Annotated in this window: 13 protein-coding genes; 11 read left to right on the forward strand and 2 right to left on the reverse strand. The window is 38.0% G+C overall.

What is annotated here, in order from left to right; all coding sequences use genetic code 11:
* Positions 1 to 96: 96 nt before the first annotated feature.
* The 6 genes from BLQ66_RS10815 to BLQ66_RS10840 all read left to right on the forward strand — a co-directional run bounded on the left by BLQ66_RS10815 (position 97) and on the right by BLQ66_RS10840 (position 9,821).
* Complete coding sequence (locus BLQ66_RS10815; protein WP_074522157.1) at positions 97 to 1,761, forward strand: glutamine--tRNA ligase/YqeY domain fusion protein; 1,665 nt, start codon at positions 97 to 99, stop codon at positions 1,759 to 1,761.
* A gap of 74 nt (positions 1,762 to 1,835) precedes the next feature.
* Positions 1,836 to 3,899, forward strand: a complete 2,064-nt coding sequence (locus tag BLQ66_RS10820) for an LTA synthase family protein (RefSeq protein WP_074522158.1) — start codon at positions 1,836 to 1,838, stop codon at positions 3,897 to 3,899.
* A 150-nt stretch (positions 3,900 to 4,049) separates the two neighbouring features.
* Positions 4,050 to 4,247 (forward strand): cold-shock protein, encoded by a 198-nt coding sequence (locus BLQ66_RS10825; RefSeq protein ID WP_027431855.1) that lies wholly within the window; start codon positions 4,050 to 4,052, stop codon positions 4,245 to 4,247.
* Positions 4,248 to 4,487: 240 nt separating this feature from the next.
* Positions 4,488 to 5,333: a hypothetical protein gene (locus tag BLQ66_RS10830; protein WP_074522159.1), complete on the forward strand. Its 846-nt coding sequence runs from the start codon at positions 4,488 to 4,490 to the stop codon at positions 5,331 to 5,333.
* 56 nt (positions 5,334 to 5,389) lie between these two features.
* Positions 5,390 to 7,891, forward strand: a complete 2,502-nt coding sequence (locus tag BLQ66_RS10835) for an HAD-IC family P-type ATPase (RefSeq protein WP_083330354.1) — start codon at positions 5,390 to 5,392, stop codon at positions 7,889 to 7,891.
* 283 nt (positions 7,892 to 8,174) lie between these two features.
* On the forward strand, positions 8,175 to 9,821 hold the full coding sequence (locus BLQ66_RS10840; RefSeq protein ID WP_074522160.1) for a putative manganese-dependent inorganic diphosphatase: 1,647 nt from the start codon (positions 8,175 to 8,177) through the stop codon (positions 9,819 to 9,821).
* Positions 9,822 to 11,262: 1,441 nt separating this feature from the next.
* Here BLQ66_RS10840 and BLQ66_RS10855 read toward each other — a convergent pair.
* A complete protein-coding gene (locus tag BLQ66_RS10855; protein WP_207645142.1) occupies positions 11,263 to 12,216 on the reverse strand; it encodes a hypothetical protein in 954 nt (317 codons plus the stop codon).
* Between the two features lie 889 nt (positions 12,217 to 13,105).
* Here BLQ66_RS10855 and map point away from each other — a divergent pair.
* Positions 13,106 to 13,978, forward strand: coding sequence for a type I methionyl aminopeptidase (gene map, locus BLQ66_RS10860; RefSeq protein WP_074522164.1), 873 nt, complete (start codon positions 13,106 to 13,108; stop codon positions 13,976 to 13,978).
* A 279-nt stretch (positions 13,979 to 14,257) separates the two neighbouring features.
* Here the strand turns inward: map and BLQ66_RS10865 are convergent, their stop codons facing one another.
* Positions 14,258 to 15,343 (reverse strand): transglutaminase domain-containing protein, encoded by a 1,086-nt coding sequence (locus BLQ66_RS10865; protein WP_074522165.1) that lies wholly within the window; start codon positions 15,341 to 15,343, stop codon positions 14,258 to 14,260.
* A gap of 199 nt (positions 15,344 to 15,542) precedes the next feature.
* Here BLQ66_RS10865 and BLQ66_RS10870 point away from each other — a divergent pair, with 199 nt between their 5' ends.
* From BLQ66_RS10870 to BLQ66_RS10885, 4 genes are all read left to right on the forward strand, one after another.
* On the forward strand, positions 15,543 to 16,427 hold the full coding sequence (locus tag BLQ66_RS10870; protein WP_074522166.1) for a DNA-3-methyladenine glycosylase family protein: 885 nt from the start codon (positions 15,543 to 15,545) through the stop codon (positions 16,425 to 16,427).
* Positions 16,428 to 16,577: 150 nt separating this feature from the next.
* Entirely contained in the window at positions 16,578 to 16,862 is a 285-nt protein-coding gene (gene groES / locus BLQ66_RS10875) for a co-chaperone GroES (protein WP_027431847.1), read from the forward strand.
* A 322-nt stretch (positions 16,863 to 17,184) separates the two neighbouring features.
* Positions 17,185 to 18,810: a chaperonin GroEL gene (gene groL, locus BLQ66_RS10880; RefSeq protein ID WP_074522167.1), complete on the forward strand. Its 1,626-nt coding sequence runs from the start codon at positions 17,185 to 17,187 to the stop codon at positions 18,808 to 18,810.
* Positions 18,811 to 19,664: 854 nt separating this feature from the next.
* Positions 19,665 to 20,171: a hypothetical protein gene (locus BLQ66_RS10885; protein ID WP_074522168.1), complete on the forward strand. Its 507-nt coding sequence runs from the start codon at positions 19,665 to 19,667 to the stop codon at positions 20,169 to 20,171.
* Positions 20,172 to 20,219 lie beyond the last annotated feature (48 nt).

Genomic DNA, 20,219 nt, shown 5'->3' on the forward strand with positions numbered 1-20,219 from the left:
AAGGCTTTTGGAGTACAATAACTTTTGTATTTTGCTAAAATTCGAATAAAAACGATTATTGCTAATGGCATATTAGAAAACGGAGGAACATTATTTATGGAAAACGAGGTTGTTTCCAAGAATTTCATTGAACAGATTATTGATAAAGATATAGAAGAAGGGCATTGCAAGAAAGTCATTACTAGATTCCCACCAGAACCTAATGGCTACCTTCATATTGGACATGCTAAGTCGATTCTTTTAAACTATGGTTTAGCAACTGAGTACAACGGTCAGTTTAATATGAGATTTGATGATACTAATCCTACTAAAGAGAAGGAAGAGTTCGTTGAATCAATTAAGAAGGACGTTGAATGGCTTGGTGCTAAATGGCATGGCGACGTATTATTTGCATCAGGATATTTCCAGCAGATGTACGAGGCAGCAGTTAAGTTAATTAAGAAGGGTAAGGCTTTCGTATGTGACTTATCTGCAGAAGAGATTAGACAGTACAGAGGAACACTTACAGAACCAGGTAAGAACTCACCATATAGAGACAGATCAGTAGAAGAGAATTTAGCTCTTTTTGAAGATATGAAGAATGGTAAGTTTGAAGATGGTACTAAGGTTTTAAGAGCTAAGATCGATATGGCAAGCCCTAATATCAATATGAGAGATCCTGTTATTTATAGAGTTGCTCACATGACACATCACAGAACAGGTGATACTTGGTGCATTTATCCTATGTATGATTTTGCTCATCCTATTGAAGATGCTATTGAAGGCGTTTCTCATTCAATTTGTACACTTGAGTTTGAAGACCACAGACCTTTATATGACTGGGTTGTAAGAGAACTTGAGTATGAGAACCCACCAAAGCAGATTGAATTTGCAAAGCTTTATCTTGAAAATGTTGTAACTGGTAAGCGTTACATCAAAAAGCTTGTAGAGGATGGCGTAGTTGATGGATGGGATGATCCAAGACTTGTGTCAATTGCAGCACTTAGAAGAAGAGGATTTACACCAGAGTCAATTAGAATGTTCACTAAGCTTGTAGGTGTTACAAAGTCACAGGGTGCAGTTGAGTATCCAATGCTTGAATACTGTATCAGAGAAGACTTAAAGCCAAAGGCTAAGAGAATGATGGCAATTCTTGATCCAGTTAAGGTTATCGTTGATAACTATCCAGAGGGTCAGGTTGAATATATGGAAGTTCCTAATAATCAGGAGAATCCTGAGATGGGAACTAGAAAAGTTCCGTTTACTAAAGAGCTATTTATTGAGAGAGAAGATTTCATGGAAGAACCACCTAAGAAGTATTTCAGATTATTCCCAGGTAACGAAGTTCGTTTCATGAATGCATATCTTCTTACTTGCGTAGATTACACTAAAGATGCAGATGGTAAGATTACAGAGATTCACTGTACTTACGATCCAGAAACTAAAGGAGGAAATGTTGAAGGCCGTAAGGTTAAGGGTACTATCCATTGGGTATCAGCAACTGAGGGCAAAAAAGCTGAGGTAAGATTATATGAGAATATTATTGATGAGGAGAAGGGCGTTTATAACGAAGAGGATGGCTCTATGAATATAAATCCTAATTCATTAACAATAATTAAAGATGCAATAGTTGAACCTGAGCTTATCAACTCTGTAGCAGAAGATAAGTTCCAGTTCGTAAGAAATGGATATTTCTGCGTTGATAACAAGGACTCAAAGGAAGGCGTACCTGTATTTAACAGAATTGTTTCACTAAAGAGTTCATTTAAGTTGACTAAGTAATAATTAGGGCAGAAACCATTTGGCTTCTGCCCTTTTTTGTTTTTACTCGAATAATAGACATTAAGGAGGAATATATGGATAAGATAAAAGACTTAAAAGTATGGAAAGTCTTAAAGAATTTTTTCAAGAAAATATGGACATATGATATTATCCATCCAATTTGTTACTCAATAATTGTTACTATGGTAATAGAGTGTCTTAATAAGAGAAATTTATCAGGCATTTGGATGCCATTTACATCACCTGTTATTTTCTTAGTAAACATGCTAATTATAGCTTCATGCTTAAGTATTGGTATGATGTTTAAGAAGAGAGCTTTTGTTTACACTTTGATTTCAGTGGGCTGGTTAGGTCTTGCAGTAACTAACTTTATTGTAAAATCCACACGTAAAACTCCATTTACAGCAATGGATTTTTTACTTATTGATGATGCAGTAAAGGTTGCGCCAATGTATTTAACATTTATTAACATTGTCTTTATCATTGTTTTAATAGTTGTTGTGATTGCCCTACTTATTATTCTCTTTAGAAAGACAGGCAAGGTAGAAACAGAGCTTTCAAGAAGAAGATTCTTCCTATTTGGCTTTTTCCAGTCAGCTCTAGTAATTCTTTTTACATATGCAACAATTGCAACACTTCTTTTGCATAATGTAATGGGAACTGATTTTGGTAACTTATCAAATGCTTTCCAAAATTACGGTTTCACTTATTGCTTTACAACAAGTGTATTAAATAGAGGTGTAAGTAAGGATTCTGATTATTCAGAAGAATATGTAGAAAACCTAAAAGAAACTATTGATAGTACAACAACTGATGAGGTAACTGCACAAGAGACACCTAATATCATTTTCCTTCAGCTTGAATCTTTCTTTGATCCAACTGAGATTAATGGATTAGAGGTATCTGAACAGGTACTTCCAAACTTCAATAGATTACAAAGCGAGTTTACATCAGGTTATTTATCAGTTCCTGTATTTGGTGCAGGTACAGTAAATACTGAGTTTGAAGTTCAGACAGGTATGAATCTTGATGACTTTGGACCTGGTGAATATCCATATAAGACAGTATTACAAAACAAGGTTTGTGAGTCGGCAGCTTATGCCCTTAAAAATCTTGGCTATACAACTCACGTAGTTCATAATAACGATGCTACTTTCTATACAAGAAATAAGGTATTTACACATTTAGGCTACGATACATTTACACCAATAGAATATATGGATGGAATTGAGCTTACACCTAACGGAAACTGGGCAAAGGATGAAATCTTAACAGAATACATTGAAAAAGCCCTTAATTCTACAGATGGTTCAGATTACGTCTATACAATTTCTGTTGAAGGACATGGTGATTATCCTAATGAATATCCTGAAGGTTATACACCAGAAATTACAATTGATAATTTCCCTGATTCTGAGAATCAGACAGGTTTTGAATACTACGTTAACATGATTCATGATATGGATAAGTTTATTGGCGAGTTAACAGATATGTTATCTCAGCGTGATGAGAAGACTGTACTTGTAATGTATGGCGATCATCTTCCAACCTTTAACTTAACAGATTCAGATATGAAACATAACAGTATCTATGAGACTGAATATGTAATGTGGAGTAACTTCGATATGGAAAAGGAAGATGTTGACCTTGAAGCATATCAGTTAACTGCTTACGTATTTGAAAGATTAGGAATTTCAGAGGGTAATATTTTTAAATATCACCAGACAAGCCATGACTCAGAGGACTATTTAAAGAATCTTACAATCCTTGAATATGATATCCTCTACGGAGATCAGGATATTTACGAAGGTGAAAGCCCATATACAGCAACTAACTTACACTATGGTCTAGACACAATTTCTATAACGGGAACCTATGAATATGATGGAGACCTGTATGTGGAAGGAACTTACTTTAATGACTACTCAACGGTACTTATAAATAACAAGAAGTATACGACGGAAAAGATTAATGATAGGCTCCTAAAGGTAGAGAATGCCTCAGTTAATGAAGGTGATATCGTATCTGTTGCCCAAATTGATTCAGATGGTACCGAGCTTAGCCGTGTAATGTATACGGTTCCGGCTTCCACTAACGAAGATGCGCTAGATGAGCGCTTCCTCCGTCTAGCTGCTTAGATTGTACAAAACTAAAAACATGGTATGAGAAATACTATAACTTATTGACATACAATAAAGCAAATGTTAAGATAATTAAGGTATTTTTATTAAGGGAGGGGAACCTTAACTTACTAAGAACAACTAGATATTTTATGGAGGTACTATTAAATGAAAGGTACAGTAAAGTGGTTTAACAACCAGAAGGGCTATGGCTTTATCTCTGATGAATCAGGAAAGGATGTATTCGTACATTACTCTGGTCTTAACATGGAAGGATTTAAGTCATTAGAGGAAGGTGCTTCAGTTGAGTTTGATATCACAGAAGGCGCTAAGGGACCTCAGGCTACTAACGTTACTAAGCTCTAATCTGGGGGTTATGACGTACCTTTTTCCAATGAATCGAGGCTTAGGCGGATAGATATATTGAGAAAAGATAGTAAAAGAGGACGAAGCTGTAAAGAATTTCTTTACAGCTTCTTTTTTAATGCCTTTTTATAAGAAGTTTATAAAGCTAGAATAGACGATTAAGGCGCTATCTGTTATTATTTTATATAGGTCTTTTGTAGCATTTTTAAAGGCCTCAATAATAAGGAAGGTAGATTAATAATGGAAAGTTTTAATGAATTTATAGGGAAGACTTTATCAGGTGACGTATTATCATTTATAACTGCGGGAGGAATATTATTCTTATCAGTTATTATTGTTGCCACAATTATTATTTTTAGAAGATGGAATGGACGAGTTGTTCCATTTTTATTTGGTATTGTAACTTATGGTATTTTTGGATTTATATTCTCTCAGTTGGTGGTATCAGCTCTTGCAATGATTCCATCCATTGACTATGCCTTTAGTTATAATCAGAGTGCATATAATCTAGTGCAGGCAATTTTCCTTGCTATCGGTATGGGAATTGCAAGATGGTTCATCTTAAAGATGATGATTTCAAGATATGAGCGTCCAGGAGATGTTTATCTTGCGGGTTTAGGTATTGGTATTGGACAGGGCATCTTTAGCTACGGCTTAAGTATATTTGCATTCTATGTTAATGCTCAGGTTTTAATTAACCAGGGCGAAGTTACATCAGACTTTATTTCAGGCCTTACAGAAGGTTTAACAGAAGCTAACATAACAAGCCTTGCTGACACATTTAGCCAGTTATTCTATGCACCAGAAACAATTTGGGCATTACTTGGCCTTGCAGCAGTACTTGATTTATTCTTAAATCTCTTCCTTATGGTTGCAACTTTTGGCGCAATGAAGAAGAACATTAATTACATGTGGAGTTGGTATGCAATTGCAATTCAGCTCGTATCAATTCTTTCATTTACTGTATATGACTATAGATCAGTAACAAGTATAACAATTAGCTTTATTGTTAAGACAATTGTAACAATTGGTGCTATAATAGTAATAAATAAAGTGTCAAAGGCAATTGAATATAGTAAAGAATAGAAAGTAAGATTACTTTAATTAAGACATAAGTGTAAACTTACGTATGGTAATTGAGTATGAGAAATAAAAAATATATAACAGTGAGAAAAGCAGTCGACAACGTTGCGGACAGTAAAGTTGTCGGAAAGATAGCTAATAGAGTAGCTAATTTTAGAGGAAGTACAGAAGAATATATTAATAACGATGCATTACTGCAAACCGACATAGATAGCGGTTTGTCTAAGGCGGAAGTACGTAAAAGAAACTTAGAGGGGCTTAGTAATATTTCAACTAATAAGCCCTCTAAGACTATAAAGCAGATAATTTTTAGTAACATTTTTACCTACTTCAATTTAATCTTTATTACTTTTGCAGTTTTATTATGCTTAGTAAAATCTTATACGGATATAACATTTATGCCTATTATCATCTGGAATACCATCATAGGTATAGTTCAGGAGATAAGGGCCAAGAAAGTTTTAGATAAGATAAATGTTGTGAATGCTCCAAAAACTAGGGTTATAAGAGATGGCCGTGAAACAGTGGTGGACTCTTGGACCTTGGTTCGTGGAGATATGTGTGTGTTTAGCGCAGGAAATCAGGTCTGCGCAGATTCAGTAATCAGGAGTGGAACAGTTAGGGTAAATGAGTCTCTACTTACAGGGGAGTCAGATGATGTGATTAAAGAGGCCGGAGATTTGTTATTATCAGGCAGTTTTATTGTGTCAGGACAGTGTAGAGCAGTGCTTACAGCAGTTGGAGATGAAGCCTATGCGGCTAAGTTAAATGCTGAGGCGAAAGCCACAAGAAAGAAAACGAAAACTAACATGATCGATTCTCTAAATCGAATGGTAACCTTAATCGGCGTGATTATCGTGCCTTTAGGATTGATTATGTATATACGAGCAGTCTATTTTTTAGGCTACTCAATAAAAGAAGGGGTGGTATCCACAGTTGCTTCGCTAGTGGGCATGATACCGGAAGGTCTCTATTTACTAGCAAGTATCACCTTGGTAGTCTCAATTATGCGACTTGCAAAACAACAAGTTTTAATTCATGAGATGAATTGCGTGGAGACATTAGCTAGAGTTAACGTCCTTTGCGTGGACAAGACAGGAACTATTACAAACCCCGAGATGTCAGTAAGCAAGGTGGTTTATCTAGATGAAGATTTTAATGAAAATGTATCTAGAGAAATCAGGATGGCATCTGCTAGCATGGCAGCAGATAACGAGACAATGAAGGCCATTCAGCAGGAGTTTTTGCCAGCGGATAATGATGAAAAAACAGATATAGTTTGTCCATTTTCATCAGCAAGCAAATACTCGGCAGCAATATTTAAAGACAGATCTCTAGTCTTTGGTGCCGCAGAATATGTGCTAACAAGTGACTTTTCTAAATACGAAGAGCAGATTAAGGCACTAACAAAGGATGGCGCAAGATTATTAGTCTTTGGTGAGACAAGTGAAATTCTAGAAGGTAAGGCGCTAACTAAGCCAATAACACCAAAGGCCTTTATAATCCTAGAGAATGAGATTAGGGAAAATGCAACAGAGACCTTTAAATATTTCGCCGAACAAGGCGTAGATATAAAGGTAATTTCAGGTGACAATTCTATTACTGCGTCAAAGATTGCAGCAAAAGCTGGCATCCAAAACGCAGATAAATACATAGATGCAACAAGCTTAACAAGCTATAGGGAACTTAAAAAAGCCGTTGAAAAATACACAGTCTTTGGCCGAGTAATCCCAGAGCAGAAGAAGATGATAATCAAGGCCCTTAAGGAAGCTGGTAAAACAGTTGCCATGACAGGGGATGGAGTTAATGATGTATTAGCTCTAAAAGAGGCAGATTGCAGTATCGCCGTCGCAACAGGTAGTGAGGCAGCAGCAAATGCAGCGCAAATCGTATTATTAGACTCTGACTTTTCAAGAATGCCATCGGTGGTGGCTGAAGGAAGACGAGTGGTAAATAATATTCAAAGGTCTGCAAGCCTCTTCCTAGTAAAGAACATTTTCTCAATCTTACTAACTATATTTACACTTATTGCGGCAAATTTATACCCACTATATCCAACACAGCTATCCCTACTTGGTGCATTTACCATAGGAATTCCGTCCTTCTTCTTAGCTCTTCAACCAAACAAGAGCCTAATTAGAGGCCATTTCCTAGTTAATGTTATTGTAAATGCTCTACCATCCGGTTTGGCGGATTTTATAATCGTAGTCTTAGTTGTGATATATGGAAATCTAACGGGCTTAAGCCACGAGCTTGTTTCAACCATGGCAATAATGTCTATGTTAGCAGTGGGAATCGGAACTTTAATTAGAGTATCCTACCCATTAAACAAACTTAGACTCGCACTTTGCATCGCCATGGTAGTAGGAATTGTAGTAACTATAATTGTGGCTCCAAATTTATTTAAGATAGCAATACTAGATTTCTTCCAATGGCAGACAACAGTTATATTTATGGCTCTAGGTCTTGGAATTCTTCTAGTACTTGTAAAGGCGTCTAACAAAATAATAGGATATCTTTTAACCCATAGCAGGAGAGCAAGAAAGATACTACAGGGCTAGAGTTGATTAATTGAGCCTTTGGAAAATGTTACATTTTCACAGCCATACCATATCTAGCGAGTTTGACTTATATATGGAAATATAAAAGTTAACGAACTGTGAACAAATTTTTAATAAAAAATGACCAAAAATCTCTGCTAAATTAATGTATAATTGAGAAATATTATACAAAAAAGATGACTAAAACGATTGTTAGACTATTAACAATATGCTATACTTGTGTAGGCTAATTAAAGGGAAAAGAAGATAAATAAAGAAGCGAATTTTCGCGCGTGGAGGTTATATGGGCGAATCAAAAGTATGGGTTGTAGGACATAAGAATCCAGATACAGATTCAATTTGTTCAGCAATCAGTTATGCTAATTTAAAAAATCAGATCACTCAAAGTGAATTATATGAGCCTAAGAGAGCTGGTCATCTAAACGAAGAGACACAGTTCGTATTAAAGAAGGCGGGCTTAAAGGCCCCAGAGTACATCAAAGATGTACGTCCTCAGGTAAAGGATATTGAAATTAGAAGAACTAAAGGTATTAATAGAGATTTATCTGTACGTAAAGCTTGGGAACTTATGAAGAGCTTAGATGTAGTAACACTACCTATTACTGAAGGTGAGAACCTTGAAGGTCTTGTAACAATCGGTGATGTTTCAAAATCATACTTCGAGGTTTTTGATTCTAAGATTTTATCAACTGCACACACAAGCTTTACTAACATCGTTGAAACTCTTAAAGGTACAGTTGTTACTGGTGATGTGGAGAATAATTACGTAAAGGGTAAGTTACTTATCGGTGTTGCCAATCCTGATATCTTAGAGGAAATGATTGATGAAGGCGATATTGTTATTTTAGGTAATAGATATGAAGCACAGCTTTGCGCCATTGAGATGAGCGCAGGTTGTATCGTAGTCTGTGAAGGCGCAAGAGTATCTAATACAATTTCTAAGATAGCAAGTGATAGAGGTGTCATTGTAATCAGCACTGAATATGACACATATACAGTAGCTAGACTTATGAACCAGGCAATTCCAGTTAGCTTCTTCATGAAGGAAAGAGAAAAGCTTGTAGGTTTTAAGACAAGAGATTACATTGAAGACATTCAAGATATCATGGCAAAGAAGCGTTATAGAGATTTCCCAATCGAGGATGAAGAAGGTAAGTATGTCGGCATGATTTCTCGTAGAAATTTACTTGGCGCAGGCAAGAAGAATATTATTCTTGTGGATCACAACGAGAAGACACAGGCAGTCTTTGGTATCGACAATGCACAGATTCAGGAAATCATCGATCACCACAGACTTGGTTCAATTGAAACCATCACACCTGTATTCTTTAGAAACCAGCCACTAGGCTGTACATGTACTATCGTCTACAAGATGTATAGGGAAAATAATATCGAGATATCAAAGACTATGGCTTTAGTCATGTGTTCTGCAATTCTTTCAGATACATTGATTTTCAAATCACCAACATGTACTTGGGAGGATGAGGCAGCAGCAAGAGACTTAGCAGTTATTGCTGGCATCGACCCAGAAAGCTATGGTAGAGAAATGTTTAGAGCAGGTAGCAACCTCTCAGAAAAGACTGATGAAGAAATCTTCTATCAGGATTTCAAGAGATTCTCAGTTAATGACACTAACATTGGCGTTGGCCAGGTTAATGTAATGGGAATGGATGAGGTTAAACTCTTAGTAGAAAGAGAATTAAACTACATTCCAAACTCAACTAAGTCAACAGGCTTAGATATGACTTTCCTTCTCGTTACAGACATTATGTCAGAAGCTTCTTACGTAATCTGTGAGGGCAAGAATGCTCTTCAGATTCTAAAGGGTGCATTCAACGTAGAGAATGACGACTACCCAGTATTGTTAAAAGGCGTTGTGTCAAGAAAGAAACAGTTCTTGCCAGCGGTGATTGACGAGATGCAGTCTTAAGGTGAGGAAGGCTCGGATTTTTGTGAAGATAATAAAAATGGAATTCTTTAAGGATGTTCTGCAGGCTTACCGACTTCGGTCGCTAACGGCTTTTTCCGTCCCTTTCGGGACCCAAAGCCTAATTTGCCCTTGCAGGCCAAATTTAGCTGGATTTTTAGGGAGAACATCCCTAAGAATTCAGCATTTTTATTATGATTCAGCAAAAATTCCGAGCCTTCCTAGCGCGTAGGTTGTAGCGGCCGGAAGTGTGATGCACTGCCGGGAGTGGGGTGTACGGCAAATGCGCTGCGCTGTTTGCATACCGGAGGGTGATGCGCTGCCGGGAGTGGAGGGGTACGGCAAATGCGCTGCGCTGTTTGCCTAGCGGGGAGAGATGTGTTGCCGGACGGCGGTGGGGTGCGGCAAACTAGCTGCGCTGTTTGCCTAGTGGGGAGAGATGTGTTGCCGGGCGGCGCAGGGGTACGGCAAACTAGCTGCGCTGTTTGCCTGGCGGGGAGAGATGCGCTGCCGGGAGGCGAAGTTGCTGCGCCTTCGCCTGAGTGATGTGTTGCCGGACGGCGAAGTTGCTGCGCCTTCGCCTGAGTGCGTGCTGTCGGACGGCGAAGTTGCTTCGCCTTCGCCTGGGAGCTGTGTTCCGGGAGGGGAGTGGTGGCCGCATTTGTTGTTTCGTTCCGAGTTAAGCTTCTTGCTGTGTGTCCCAACTTGTTAAATGGGGTCGGAGCATGCTTTCATTCCACTAGGATTATGCGGTTTTGACTAAAATGACGAAGAATTAGAATTACGGGCACAGCATGATTTTTTGATTTTTGTATTTTTCGGACATAGAGTGGCTGTAATTTAAGATTTCTCTTGATTTAGCCAACGCTGATTTCTTGATTTCAAAGATATTGATATCTAATATGTTGTTTATGTGCCTTTATTTTTACATCTATGAAAAACGAGCACAAGAAATTTTCGGGGCTTTCTCGAAATCCTTTTATTTTGTGCCTGTAATAGCTTTATTAAGCAAGTTGGAGCACAAACGAAATTTTATTTCTGGGTTTGATTCGTTGCATCCCGAAAATTTTAAAAAAATAAGTGGCTATAACTAGCAAGGATTGCTAATTAAGCCACTTTAAAGATTTTCCCACACATAAAACTATAAATTCTTCCCCTCCCCCATTGGGCGCCCCAGCGCCCGAACAACACCCCCTCCCTAAAGTAGCAACCTCCCCCTCGGGCGCCCCTGCGCCCGGACAACACCCGTCCCCCGAACAACAACCCCCTCCCTAAAGCAGCAACCTCCCCCTCGGGCGCCCCTGCGCCCGGACAACAACCGTCCTCCGAACAACAGCCCCATCCCTAAAGCAGCACCCTCCCCCTCGGGCGCCCCAGTACCTGAACAACAACCTCTCCCAGAACAACACCCATCCCCCAAACCGCCCCCCTCTCAGTATCTATGTTAAAAATATATCAGATTATTTAGGCGGTCACTCACATACTCCCATAACCAGCCCTGATGACTAACCTTAAAGCAAGAAACCTTTTTAAAGGCCATCTCCACATCATGGCGTACATAATCAGTTTCCCTGGCGTTTGTCAAACGTGTTAATGCCTCATAAAAACTTATACCGTCATTTTGTAATTTCTTTATATTGTTAATTAGTCGATGTAGGTGTGTTCTAATTTTATAAAGTTCAATCTGAGTTAAATGCGCATCATTAACCAGTTCATCTTTCATGCCAAGGCTTAGGACATCTTCAATAGCTAAGTTATAGATTTTCTCGAAATATTTATTGTTTCGAATTCGAGTAATTTCATAATCAAGTTTAGATGTAAAAACATCGTTAATATTTCCATTTTGAATATAATCAACGAAATTTCTAATAGCAGTAGAAGAAGTAAAATCAGGCTTTCCAGCAAGATTTACCATGTAATAATTAAGTCCATCATTAAATTCTAAATTCCCAATAGTAGTAGTAGTCTTGAAATCATAAACTAAATCTCCCTTTCCATAAGGATCCTTGTCATTGAAAATGATAAAATGTCGCGTAAGTAGATCTTCTTCGTATTTAGCAGCTTTAATATTGCATTTATCAAGATAAGTCTGATAGTGACGCGTAAAAATCGGAGCATTAATGAAGTTAGAAGTGAATAAATCCACAATCTCAAGATCAGGCTCGCCCTTAAAGTAAACATACAAACTAGTCACATTCTTATATAAGGAACCCTCTTTAAAATCTTTGTTCTCAATATGAACAATACGCTCAACCTCCTTTTCTATAAACATTTCAATAAACCCTTTGCAAATATCAGGATTCTTTGTTATCATGAAGAACATAACATCATCATGAAACGATAAACTTTTGAATTCTTTTCTCATAAATTCACCTGTCAAAATGTAAATCTGAATCAAATTTACAATCCGACTTTTCCTTTCATTTAAATTAGAAGGCACCAGCCTTTGCAATAAATATGTATGATTGTTTTTAAAATTCATGGCTATATATAAAAAAATAAGGGCAATTTAATAAAAAACACGACAACGATTCTGTCAAACCCAGATAATAAAACAACCTTTCCCAAACTTAGAAATTCTCTCAAAAACAAAAAATAAGCGAATAAAATTTAAATCAAACGTTAAGAATAGAAATTAATTTATGAATAAAACTTCACCTATTTATTCCCTCCCGTTAGGCAAACGCGAAGCTAGTTTGCTGTACATTCCACCGATAACTCATCTCTTCCGGTAGGCAAACAGCGCAGCGTATTTGCCGTATTCTTCCCCATCCCTCCATATAGCAATACCCTTGCGTAAAAATTGCAAATTCATCTCAAGGATGAATCGCAATTTTTCCCAAGAGTCCCGGGGGAAGTCCTCGCGGGGGCGGAAACGTGAATGGAAGCGCGGACATAGTTTCGAAAGGGACAATTCTAGACGCCTCGGTACTTAAAATCCCCAGCGCCTGGGGCGCAAGGGGATTTTCTAGTAACCGCTAGGCGTCTAGCTTAGCGAAAGCGTGTCCCTTTAGGAACTGATGCCGCGCTGCAATGCGCGTCCCACAACACTTCCGGCCTCGGGACTCTTGCGTGTCCCTTTAGGAACTGATGCCGCGCTGCAATGCCCGGGTTTTTCTAACCCCCTCCGCGAGCCCTCCCCCGGTCTCTTGATAAAATTTATTATTAATTCACTTTTTTTTACCCCCACACCCGAGTATAATGAAACTGTATTCGAAATGTGAACAACACTTCAATTGTTAACAAGTCCGTTTCTAACGGATTAATATAGAAAGGAAGTAATAGATATGAAGAAGATTCAAGCAAATGATCCTTGTTGGTGCAAGAGCGGCAAGCCTTATTGCGAGTGTCATAGAGACTGGGACAGAAAGATTGATACTTTCAAAAGAAAGTTCCATAAGGTTCCACCAAGAAGCATAATTAAGAATGAAGAAACACTTCAGGGTATGAGAGAAAGCTCAAAGATTAACATCGCTTGTCTTGACTATGTGGCAGAGAATATCAAAGCCGGCATGACAACTGAGGATATCGATAAGATGGTTTATGAAACAACAACTAAGATGGGAGGAATTCCAGCTCCACTTAATTACGAAGGTTTCCCAAAGAGCGTGTGTACATCCCTTAATAATCAGGTTTGCCACGGTATTCCATCAGATAATATTATTCTTGAAGATGGCGACATCATTAACGTAGACTGCTCAACAATTCTTAATGGATATTTCTCAGATTCCTCAAGAATGTTCTGCATCGGCGATGTAGCTCCAGAACACAAGAAGTTAGTAGACGTAGCTAAGGAATGCGTAGAGTTAGGTCTTAAACAGGTTAAGCCTTGGGGCCACTTAGGCGATGTAGCCCAGGCTATCCAGGATCATGCTAAGGCAAATGGATACTCAGTCGTTCGTGAAGTCGGCGGCCATGGAATTGGTCTAGAGTTCCATGAAGATCCATTTGTAAGCTATGTAATTAAGAAGGGTACAGGCATGGTTATGGCTCCAGGTATGGTATTTACAATCGAGCCAATGATCAACGAAGGCTACCCAGACATTTACATCGACGATTCAAACGGCTGGACAATCTACACAGATGATGATTCATATTCAGCACAGTGGGAGATTATGGTTCACGTCACAGAAGATGGCTACGAAGTAATGACATACTAATATTTTTGAAAATGTATCACAGTATAAAGGTCGAATACTCAATATAATGTATCGATAAATTTTATACAAAAATCGACGGCATTACATTTTTAAAAGTAATAAAAATCAAAAGTAAATTTTATACAAAAATAGGGATGCCTCTTGTAAAAAAGAGACATCCCTGCTTTTATTTTCAATGCAATTACAATTTACTGTGTTAGTTGCATTAAGTTCTAGTTATAATTTATGGTTTTATTTCGTTTTATAGTTGTAGTCTAAATATATTTATGAATTAAAATGTTACTCATAATTAAAGTTAACAACATAGAATACGTAATCACTACGCTCTACATCCTTATATGAGTAACTAAGCTGCACACCAGCACGCTTTACAGCAGCTGCTAAATCGAAAATATCAGTTGTTGTAAATTCGATGGATGTGGCACGCTTTCTAATATTAGAAACAATATAGTTATTTAAATCAGTTTGTGTTGTGATTTTCTTTAAATTCTCTGCATTGGCATAAGAATACTTAGTGCCAGTGACAGTGTTCTTTGGATAAGTATCAGTATCCCAAGTATGATCAAGGGCCATATCCTCAGCAGTAATATTAAAATAGTAATGCTGAATATAATCTGTAGTAGAATTTACCGGGTCATCCCAAGTAACATCCACCTGATACCATTCACCATCAAGTTCTACAACATTCCAAATATGGGCTTGGTCTCCAGCCACACCAGAAATTGTGTAGTTATTAATTTCAAGCATATCAAGTAATGTTTTAAAACATTCTGTATAACCACTACAAACAGCCTCACCATTAATTAAAGCCTGATAGGCATTAAAAGAGTTGTCGCCGTGGTCCACGTAAGTAATATTTTCAACGAGATAGTCGTGGATAGCCAATTCATTTTCATAATCTGAATTAGAACTAGATGTGACTTCTCCCAAAATTTCTAGGTATTTATTGTAAAGAGCAAGCTGCCTTTCGTTTAACTCAGAAGTATCCGAGTTTTTATAGGCATTAACGATAGCGTAGTTGTCCCATCTTGTAAATGTAACAACTAAATTGTAACCGTTCTTCACTCTGCGATATTCGCAAGATAATTGCTCTAAGCCTGAAAGACTTGAAAGCCAATCCTCAGCATTTATAAGACTTTCGTCACTAACAAATATTTCACAAGACTCCTCATTATTATCTAGTGCAGATTGAATGTAAGCAATAATTTCCCCAGTTGTGCTTGCACTATTCTCAAAAGCTATATAGCTAATGCTAGAAGTCTCAGTTTCGTTAGTATTGCTAAGGAAAGGTAGCTTACAAGCTGTTAAGCAAAAAGCTAGACTAGCGCCACTAATTATGGCTAAGATTCTTTTATTTAATTTCATATAAACTCCATTTGCGGTAAAAACCAAAAAATATATAAAAAGCCCGTAGGCCCAAAATTCATAAACATATGTAGAAAAACTACTTCTTTATTTTAATATGAAATTAAATAAAATAAAAGGATAAATTTAAAAAACTTGCCAAGAGTTTCCAAAATAATATAATGGGACATAGATATTTATTCTGAAAGGAAAATGTAACATGAGCGATTTTGTAATAAAACGACCTATAGATTTTGATTTAGAACAGACACTAGAGTGTGGTCAGTGCTTTCATTTTGAAAAGATTGCAGAGCAGGACTACGTGCTAACTGCCTATAATAGAGCGCTTCACATTGCGCAAAAAGACGACGAACTAGTATTTTACAACACCGACAAGTCCGATTTTGACAATATTTGGAAAATGTATTTCGACCTAGACCGCGACTACGAAGCCATAAAAAAAGAACTTTTAAAGGCTGATCCAAAGCTTGCAGAGGCCATTGAGGCAAAATGGGGTGTGCATTTGCTTAATCAGAGTTTCTTTGAGACCCTCATTAGCTTTATCATTTCGCAAAACAAGCAGATTCCTCATATTAAAAAGATTGTGGCCGACATCTCTGCAAAATATGGCGACTTATTATATGAAGATTCTAGTCGCAAACTCTACGCTTTCCCAAGTCCTAAGCAGCTTGAAAATGTAACAGTAGAGGATTTAAAAGAACTAAAAACCGGCTTTAGAGCCCCTTATATAAAGGATGCGATTGATAGAGTGCTAGCCCTAGAATTTTCTGGCACAGACGAAGCCAGCTTTAGAGCCTTCTTTGATAAGCTAAGTCCAGAAGAGACTATAGCAGAACTAACTAAAATTAAGGGCGTAGGCCTAAAGGTTGCTAGCTGCGTAAGCCTATTTGCCCTTAATAAAAGAGAGGCCTTTCCTATTGATGTGTGGATTAAGAGAATCATGGAGGCTAAGTATTTTGACGGCAAGGATACTAAGATTCCGGTCATCGAAAAATTTGCAAAAGAAAAATACAAAGACCTCGGGGGATACGCCCAACAATACCTCTTTTATTATGCAAGAAGCTTAAAAATAAACAAATTATAAAACTTGCATCTATTTATTGACAAAGCCCTAGACTAGTGGTAACTTTAACTATGTTGATATTAGCACTCGAAGTTAAGGAGTGCTAACAGTAAAGAAAAATGTTAACGTTAGAGGCGTTTAGGATTTTGATATTAAAAGGAGGATTTAATTATGAAGTTAGTACCATTAGGAGACAGAGTTGTTCTTAAGGCAATTATGGCAGAAGAGACTACAAAGTCAGGAATCGTATTACCAGGTCAGGCTAAAGAGAAGCCACAGCAGGCAGAGGTTGTTGCTGTTGGTCCTGGCGGATTAGTTGATGGCAAGGAAGTTACAATGCAGGTTAAGGTTGGCGACAAGGTTATTTACGCTAAGTATTCTGGAACAGAAGTTAAGTTAGACGACGAAGAATACACAATCGTAAAGCAGTCAGACATCTTAGCAGTTATTGAATAATATAAAGATTTTTTAGAAATTAATTAATCATTATAAAGTGATTATGAATATATTCCCGTTTAGGTTTTGAATTTTTATGAAAATATAAGACATAATATTCATTTCTACGACCTAGACACATTTTGAACGCAGTGTAAGCAATCCCCCGCTTCAAAAGCGTAAGCTTTAAGCGGGGGTATAAAGCTTACTAGTGTCAGAAGGGGTTAAAGCCCCTTCTGACAGGTGGCACAAAGTGCCACTGCGTTCATGAGGAAGTAGCGAAGCGGATTCCGAATGTCCGCTTTAATAAAAAAAGACATGGTTTTGAAAGGAGATTAAAGACATGGCTAAGGAAATTAAGTATGGCATTGAAGCAAGAAAAGCATTAGAAGAAGGCGTTAACAAGCTTGCTAACACAGTTAGAGTAACAATTGGTCCTAAGGGACGTAACGTAGTTTTAGATAAATCTTACGGTGCACCACTTATCACAAACGATGGTGTTACAATCGCAAAGGAAATCGAACTTGAAGATTCTTTCGAGAACATGGGCGCTCAGTTAGTTAAGGAAGTTGCTTCTAAGACTAATGATGTTGCTGGTGATGGTACAACAACAGCTACAGTTTTAGCTCAGGCAATGATTAACGAAGGTATGAAGAACCTCGCAGCAGGTGCTAACCCAATCGTTTTAAGAAAGGGTATGAGAAAGGCTACAGATGCAGCAGTAGAAGCTATTGCTAAGATGAGCCAGAAGGTTACAGGTAAGGATCAGATCGCAAAGGTTGCTTCAATTTCAGCAGCTGATGAAGGCGTAGGTCAGATGGTAGCAGACGCTATGGAGAAGGTTTCAAACGATGGCGTTATTACTATTGAAGAATCAAAGACAATGCAGACAGAACTTGACCTTGTAGAAGGTATGCAGTTCGATAGAGGATACATTTCAGCATATATGTGCACAGATATGGATAAGATGGAAGCTAATTTAGATGATCCATACATCCTTATTACAGATAAGAAGATTTCTAACATCCAGGATATCTTACCAATCTTAGAGCAGATTGTTCAAAATGGATCTAGACTCCTTATTATTGCTGAAGATATTGAAGGTGAAGCTCTTACAACACTTATCGTTAATAAGTTAAGAGGAACATTCAACGTAGTAGCAGTTAAGGCTCCAGGTTACGGTGATAGACGTAAGGAAATGCTTAAGGATATCGCAATCCTTACAGGTGGACAGGTAATCTCTGAAGAATTAGGCCTTGAACTTAAGGATACAACAATGGATATGCTTGGTCGTGCTAAGTCAGTTAAGGTTGCTAAGGAGAACACAGTAATCGTTGATGGCGAAGGCAACAAGGCAGATATTGAAGCAAGAGTTGCTCAGATTAGAGCTCAGTTAGAAGAGACAACATCTGAATTTGATAAAGAAAAGTTACAGGAAAGACTTGCTAAGCTTGCAGGTGGCGTAGCAGTAATCAGAGTAGGTGCTGCAACAGAAACTGAAATGAAGGAAGCTAAGCTTCGTATGGAAGATGCTCTTAACGCAACAAGAGCAGCAGTAGAAGAAGGTGTAGTATCAGGTGGTGGTTCAGCATACATCCACGCATCTAAGGAAGTAGCTAAGTTAGTAGATACTCTCTCAGGTGATGAGAAGATCGGTGCTCAGATCATCTTAAAGGCTCTTGAAGCACCATTATTCCACATCGCATACAATGCAGGACTTGAAGGCGCTGTAATTATTAATAAGGTAAGAGAATCAGAAGTAGGAACAGGATTTGATGCATACAACGAAGAATACGTAGATATGATCGAAGCAGGAATCCTTGATCCAACAAAGGTAGAACGTTCAGCATTACAGAACGCATGCTCAGTAGCATCAACACTTCTTACAACAGAGTCAGCAGTAGCTACTATTAAAGAAGCAGCACCAGCAATGCCAGCAGCTGCCCCAGGCATGGGTGGTATGATGTAATCTAGCTTGATTTGCAAAGCAAATCAAACGCCCGTAAGATTACGAAGTAATCTTACAAGGATAATTTGACTTAAATCTTTGATTTAAGTCTAGTATTAAATCTTAGATTAGATACATCATAATTAAAGGTAAATCCACAGTGCTAGCAGAGGCTAGCACATCAAAGTTTCGCGAAAGCGAACCATAAAAGCTCCTTTAGGAGCTCCCAAAAAAATCACTTAAAGTCCATGGAAGTTAATTCTTTCATGGACTTTTTTATTGCAAGAAACAGAGCAAATTTCGAAGAAATAGCCCGTCCTATCACATTATCCAGCCAAACAACGAAGTGTATTTGGCGCCTATCTCGTATTTCAGCTAAACAGCGAAGCGCATTTAGCGTCCGTTCGTACCTCTCTTCATCACACAGGCAAAGAGCGAAGCAATTTTGCCGTCCTATCTCACACACTCTCTCTTTTTATCTTTCCGGCATCGTTACACAGCCAAACAACGAAGTGCATTTGGCGTCACCTCCCCACAGCCCACTCCCGGCAGTTCCCCTAACCTAGTGGGGTGTGGGGGAAAATCTTGGGCGGGGGAGTGAAAACCGGAATGGAATCGCTAGCACAAGTGTGAGGGGGACATGCTAGTCTGCCTCGGTACTTAAAATTCCCAGCGCCTGCGGTGCTAGGGAATTTTTTAGTAGCCGCTAGGCAGCTAGATAGCGAAAGCGTGTCTCCCCTCAGACTTAGTGCTAGCGATGCAATGGCCGGCGACCCAAAACTCCCCTCCCCCGCCCTAGATTTTCCGTCCCCAATATGTTACAATTGCCCTAGCAAAAATAGGTCTGAGGGGACACTAAACTTAAGGAGTAATTTATGAACGCAGAACAGTTAATTAAAGTTAAAGCGCCCGCTATATCCTGGTTATATAGAATAGTTTTAATTATTGCATGTGTATTAGCAGCAACAACAGTACCTACAACAGGTGTAATGGGAATCATAATTCTTATAGCATTCTTGATTGTGACAGTACTTGTATTTGAGTATTACAACGCAGAGATTGAGTACTCATTTTATGAAGATGTTTTATCAGTGGATAGAATTATGGGTAAGACAACAAGAAGACATATGGGAAGCTATGCATTTTCAAGAGCAAAGCTTGTAGCCTATGCAGATTCAGAAGAAGCTATGAGATTACAGCATTCCAATGTACATACATATGACTATCTAGGACGTCTATCAGATAGAGAAGTAGTAGTATGTTATGTATATGATGATGCTACTAATGAAGAGGTTAGATTGTATATAGAACCAGATGAGAAGATCCTTGAAGCAATCAAAGAAATAGTTGCTGAATCGGCCTATAAAATTTCAGAAAAATAGTTTGACTTTTACAATTCATAGTGATATATTTCTAATAATACATAAACA

Source organism: Lachnospira pectinoschiza, assembly GCF_900103815.1.
Taxonomy (GTDB): Bacteria; Bacillota; Clostridia; order Lachnospirales; family Lachnospiraceae; genus Lachnospira; species Lachnospira pectinoschiza_B.

Coding starts and splice junctions, on each gene's coding strand:
- BLQ66_RS10815 (WP_074522157.1), top strand. CDS start 97: ATGGAAAACGAGGTTGTTTCCAAGAATTTCATTGAACAGATTATTGAT.
- BLQ66_RS10820 (WP_074522158.1), top strand. CDS start 1,836: ATGGATAAGATAAAAGACTTAAAAGTATGGAAAGTCTTAAAGAATTTT.
- BLQ66_RS10825 (WP_027431855.1), top strand. CDS start 4,050: ATGAAAGGTACAGTAAAGTGGTTTAACAACCAGAAGGGCTATGGCTTT.
- BLQ66_RS10830 (WP_074522159.1), top strand. CDS start 4,488: ATGGAAAGTTTTAATGAATTTATAGGGAAGACTTTATCAGGTGACGTA.
- BLQ66_RS10835 (WP_083330354.1), top strand. CDS start 5,390: ATGAGAAATAAAAAATATATAACAGTGAGAAAAGCAGTCGACAACGTT.
- BLQ66_RS10840 (WP_074522160.1), top strand. CDS start 8,175: ATGGGCGAATCAAAAGTATGGGTTGTAGGACATAAGAATCCAGATACA.
- map (WP_074522164.1), top strand. CDS start 13,106: ATGAAGAAGATTCAAGCAAATGATCCTTGTTGGTGCAAGAGCGGCAAG.
- BLQ66_RS10865 (WP_074522165.1), bottom strand. CDS start 15,343: ATGAAATTAAATAAAAGAATCTTAGCCATAATTAGTGGCGCTAGTCTA.
- BLQ66_RS10870 (WP_074522166.1), top strand. CDS start 15,543: ATGAGCGATTTTGTAATAAAACGACCTATAGATTTTGATTTAGAACAG.
- groES (WP_027431847.1), top strand. CDS start 16,578: ATGAAGTTAGTACCATTAGGAGACAGAGTTGTTCTTAAGGCAATTATG.
- groL (WP_074522167.1), top strand. CDS start 17,185: ATGGCTAAGGAAATTAAGTATGGCATTGAAGCAAGAAAAGCATTAGAA.
- BLQ66_RS10885 (WP_074522168.1), top strand. CDS start 19,665: ATGAACGCAGAACAGTTAATTAAAGTTAAAGCGCCCGCTATATCCTGG.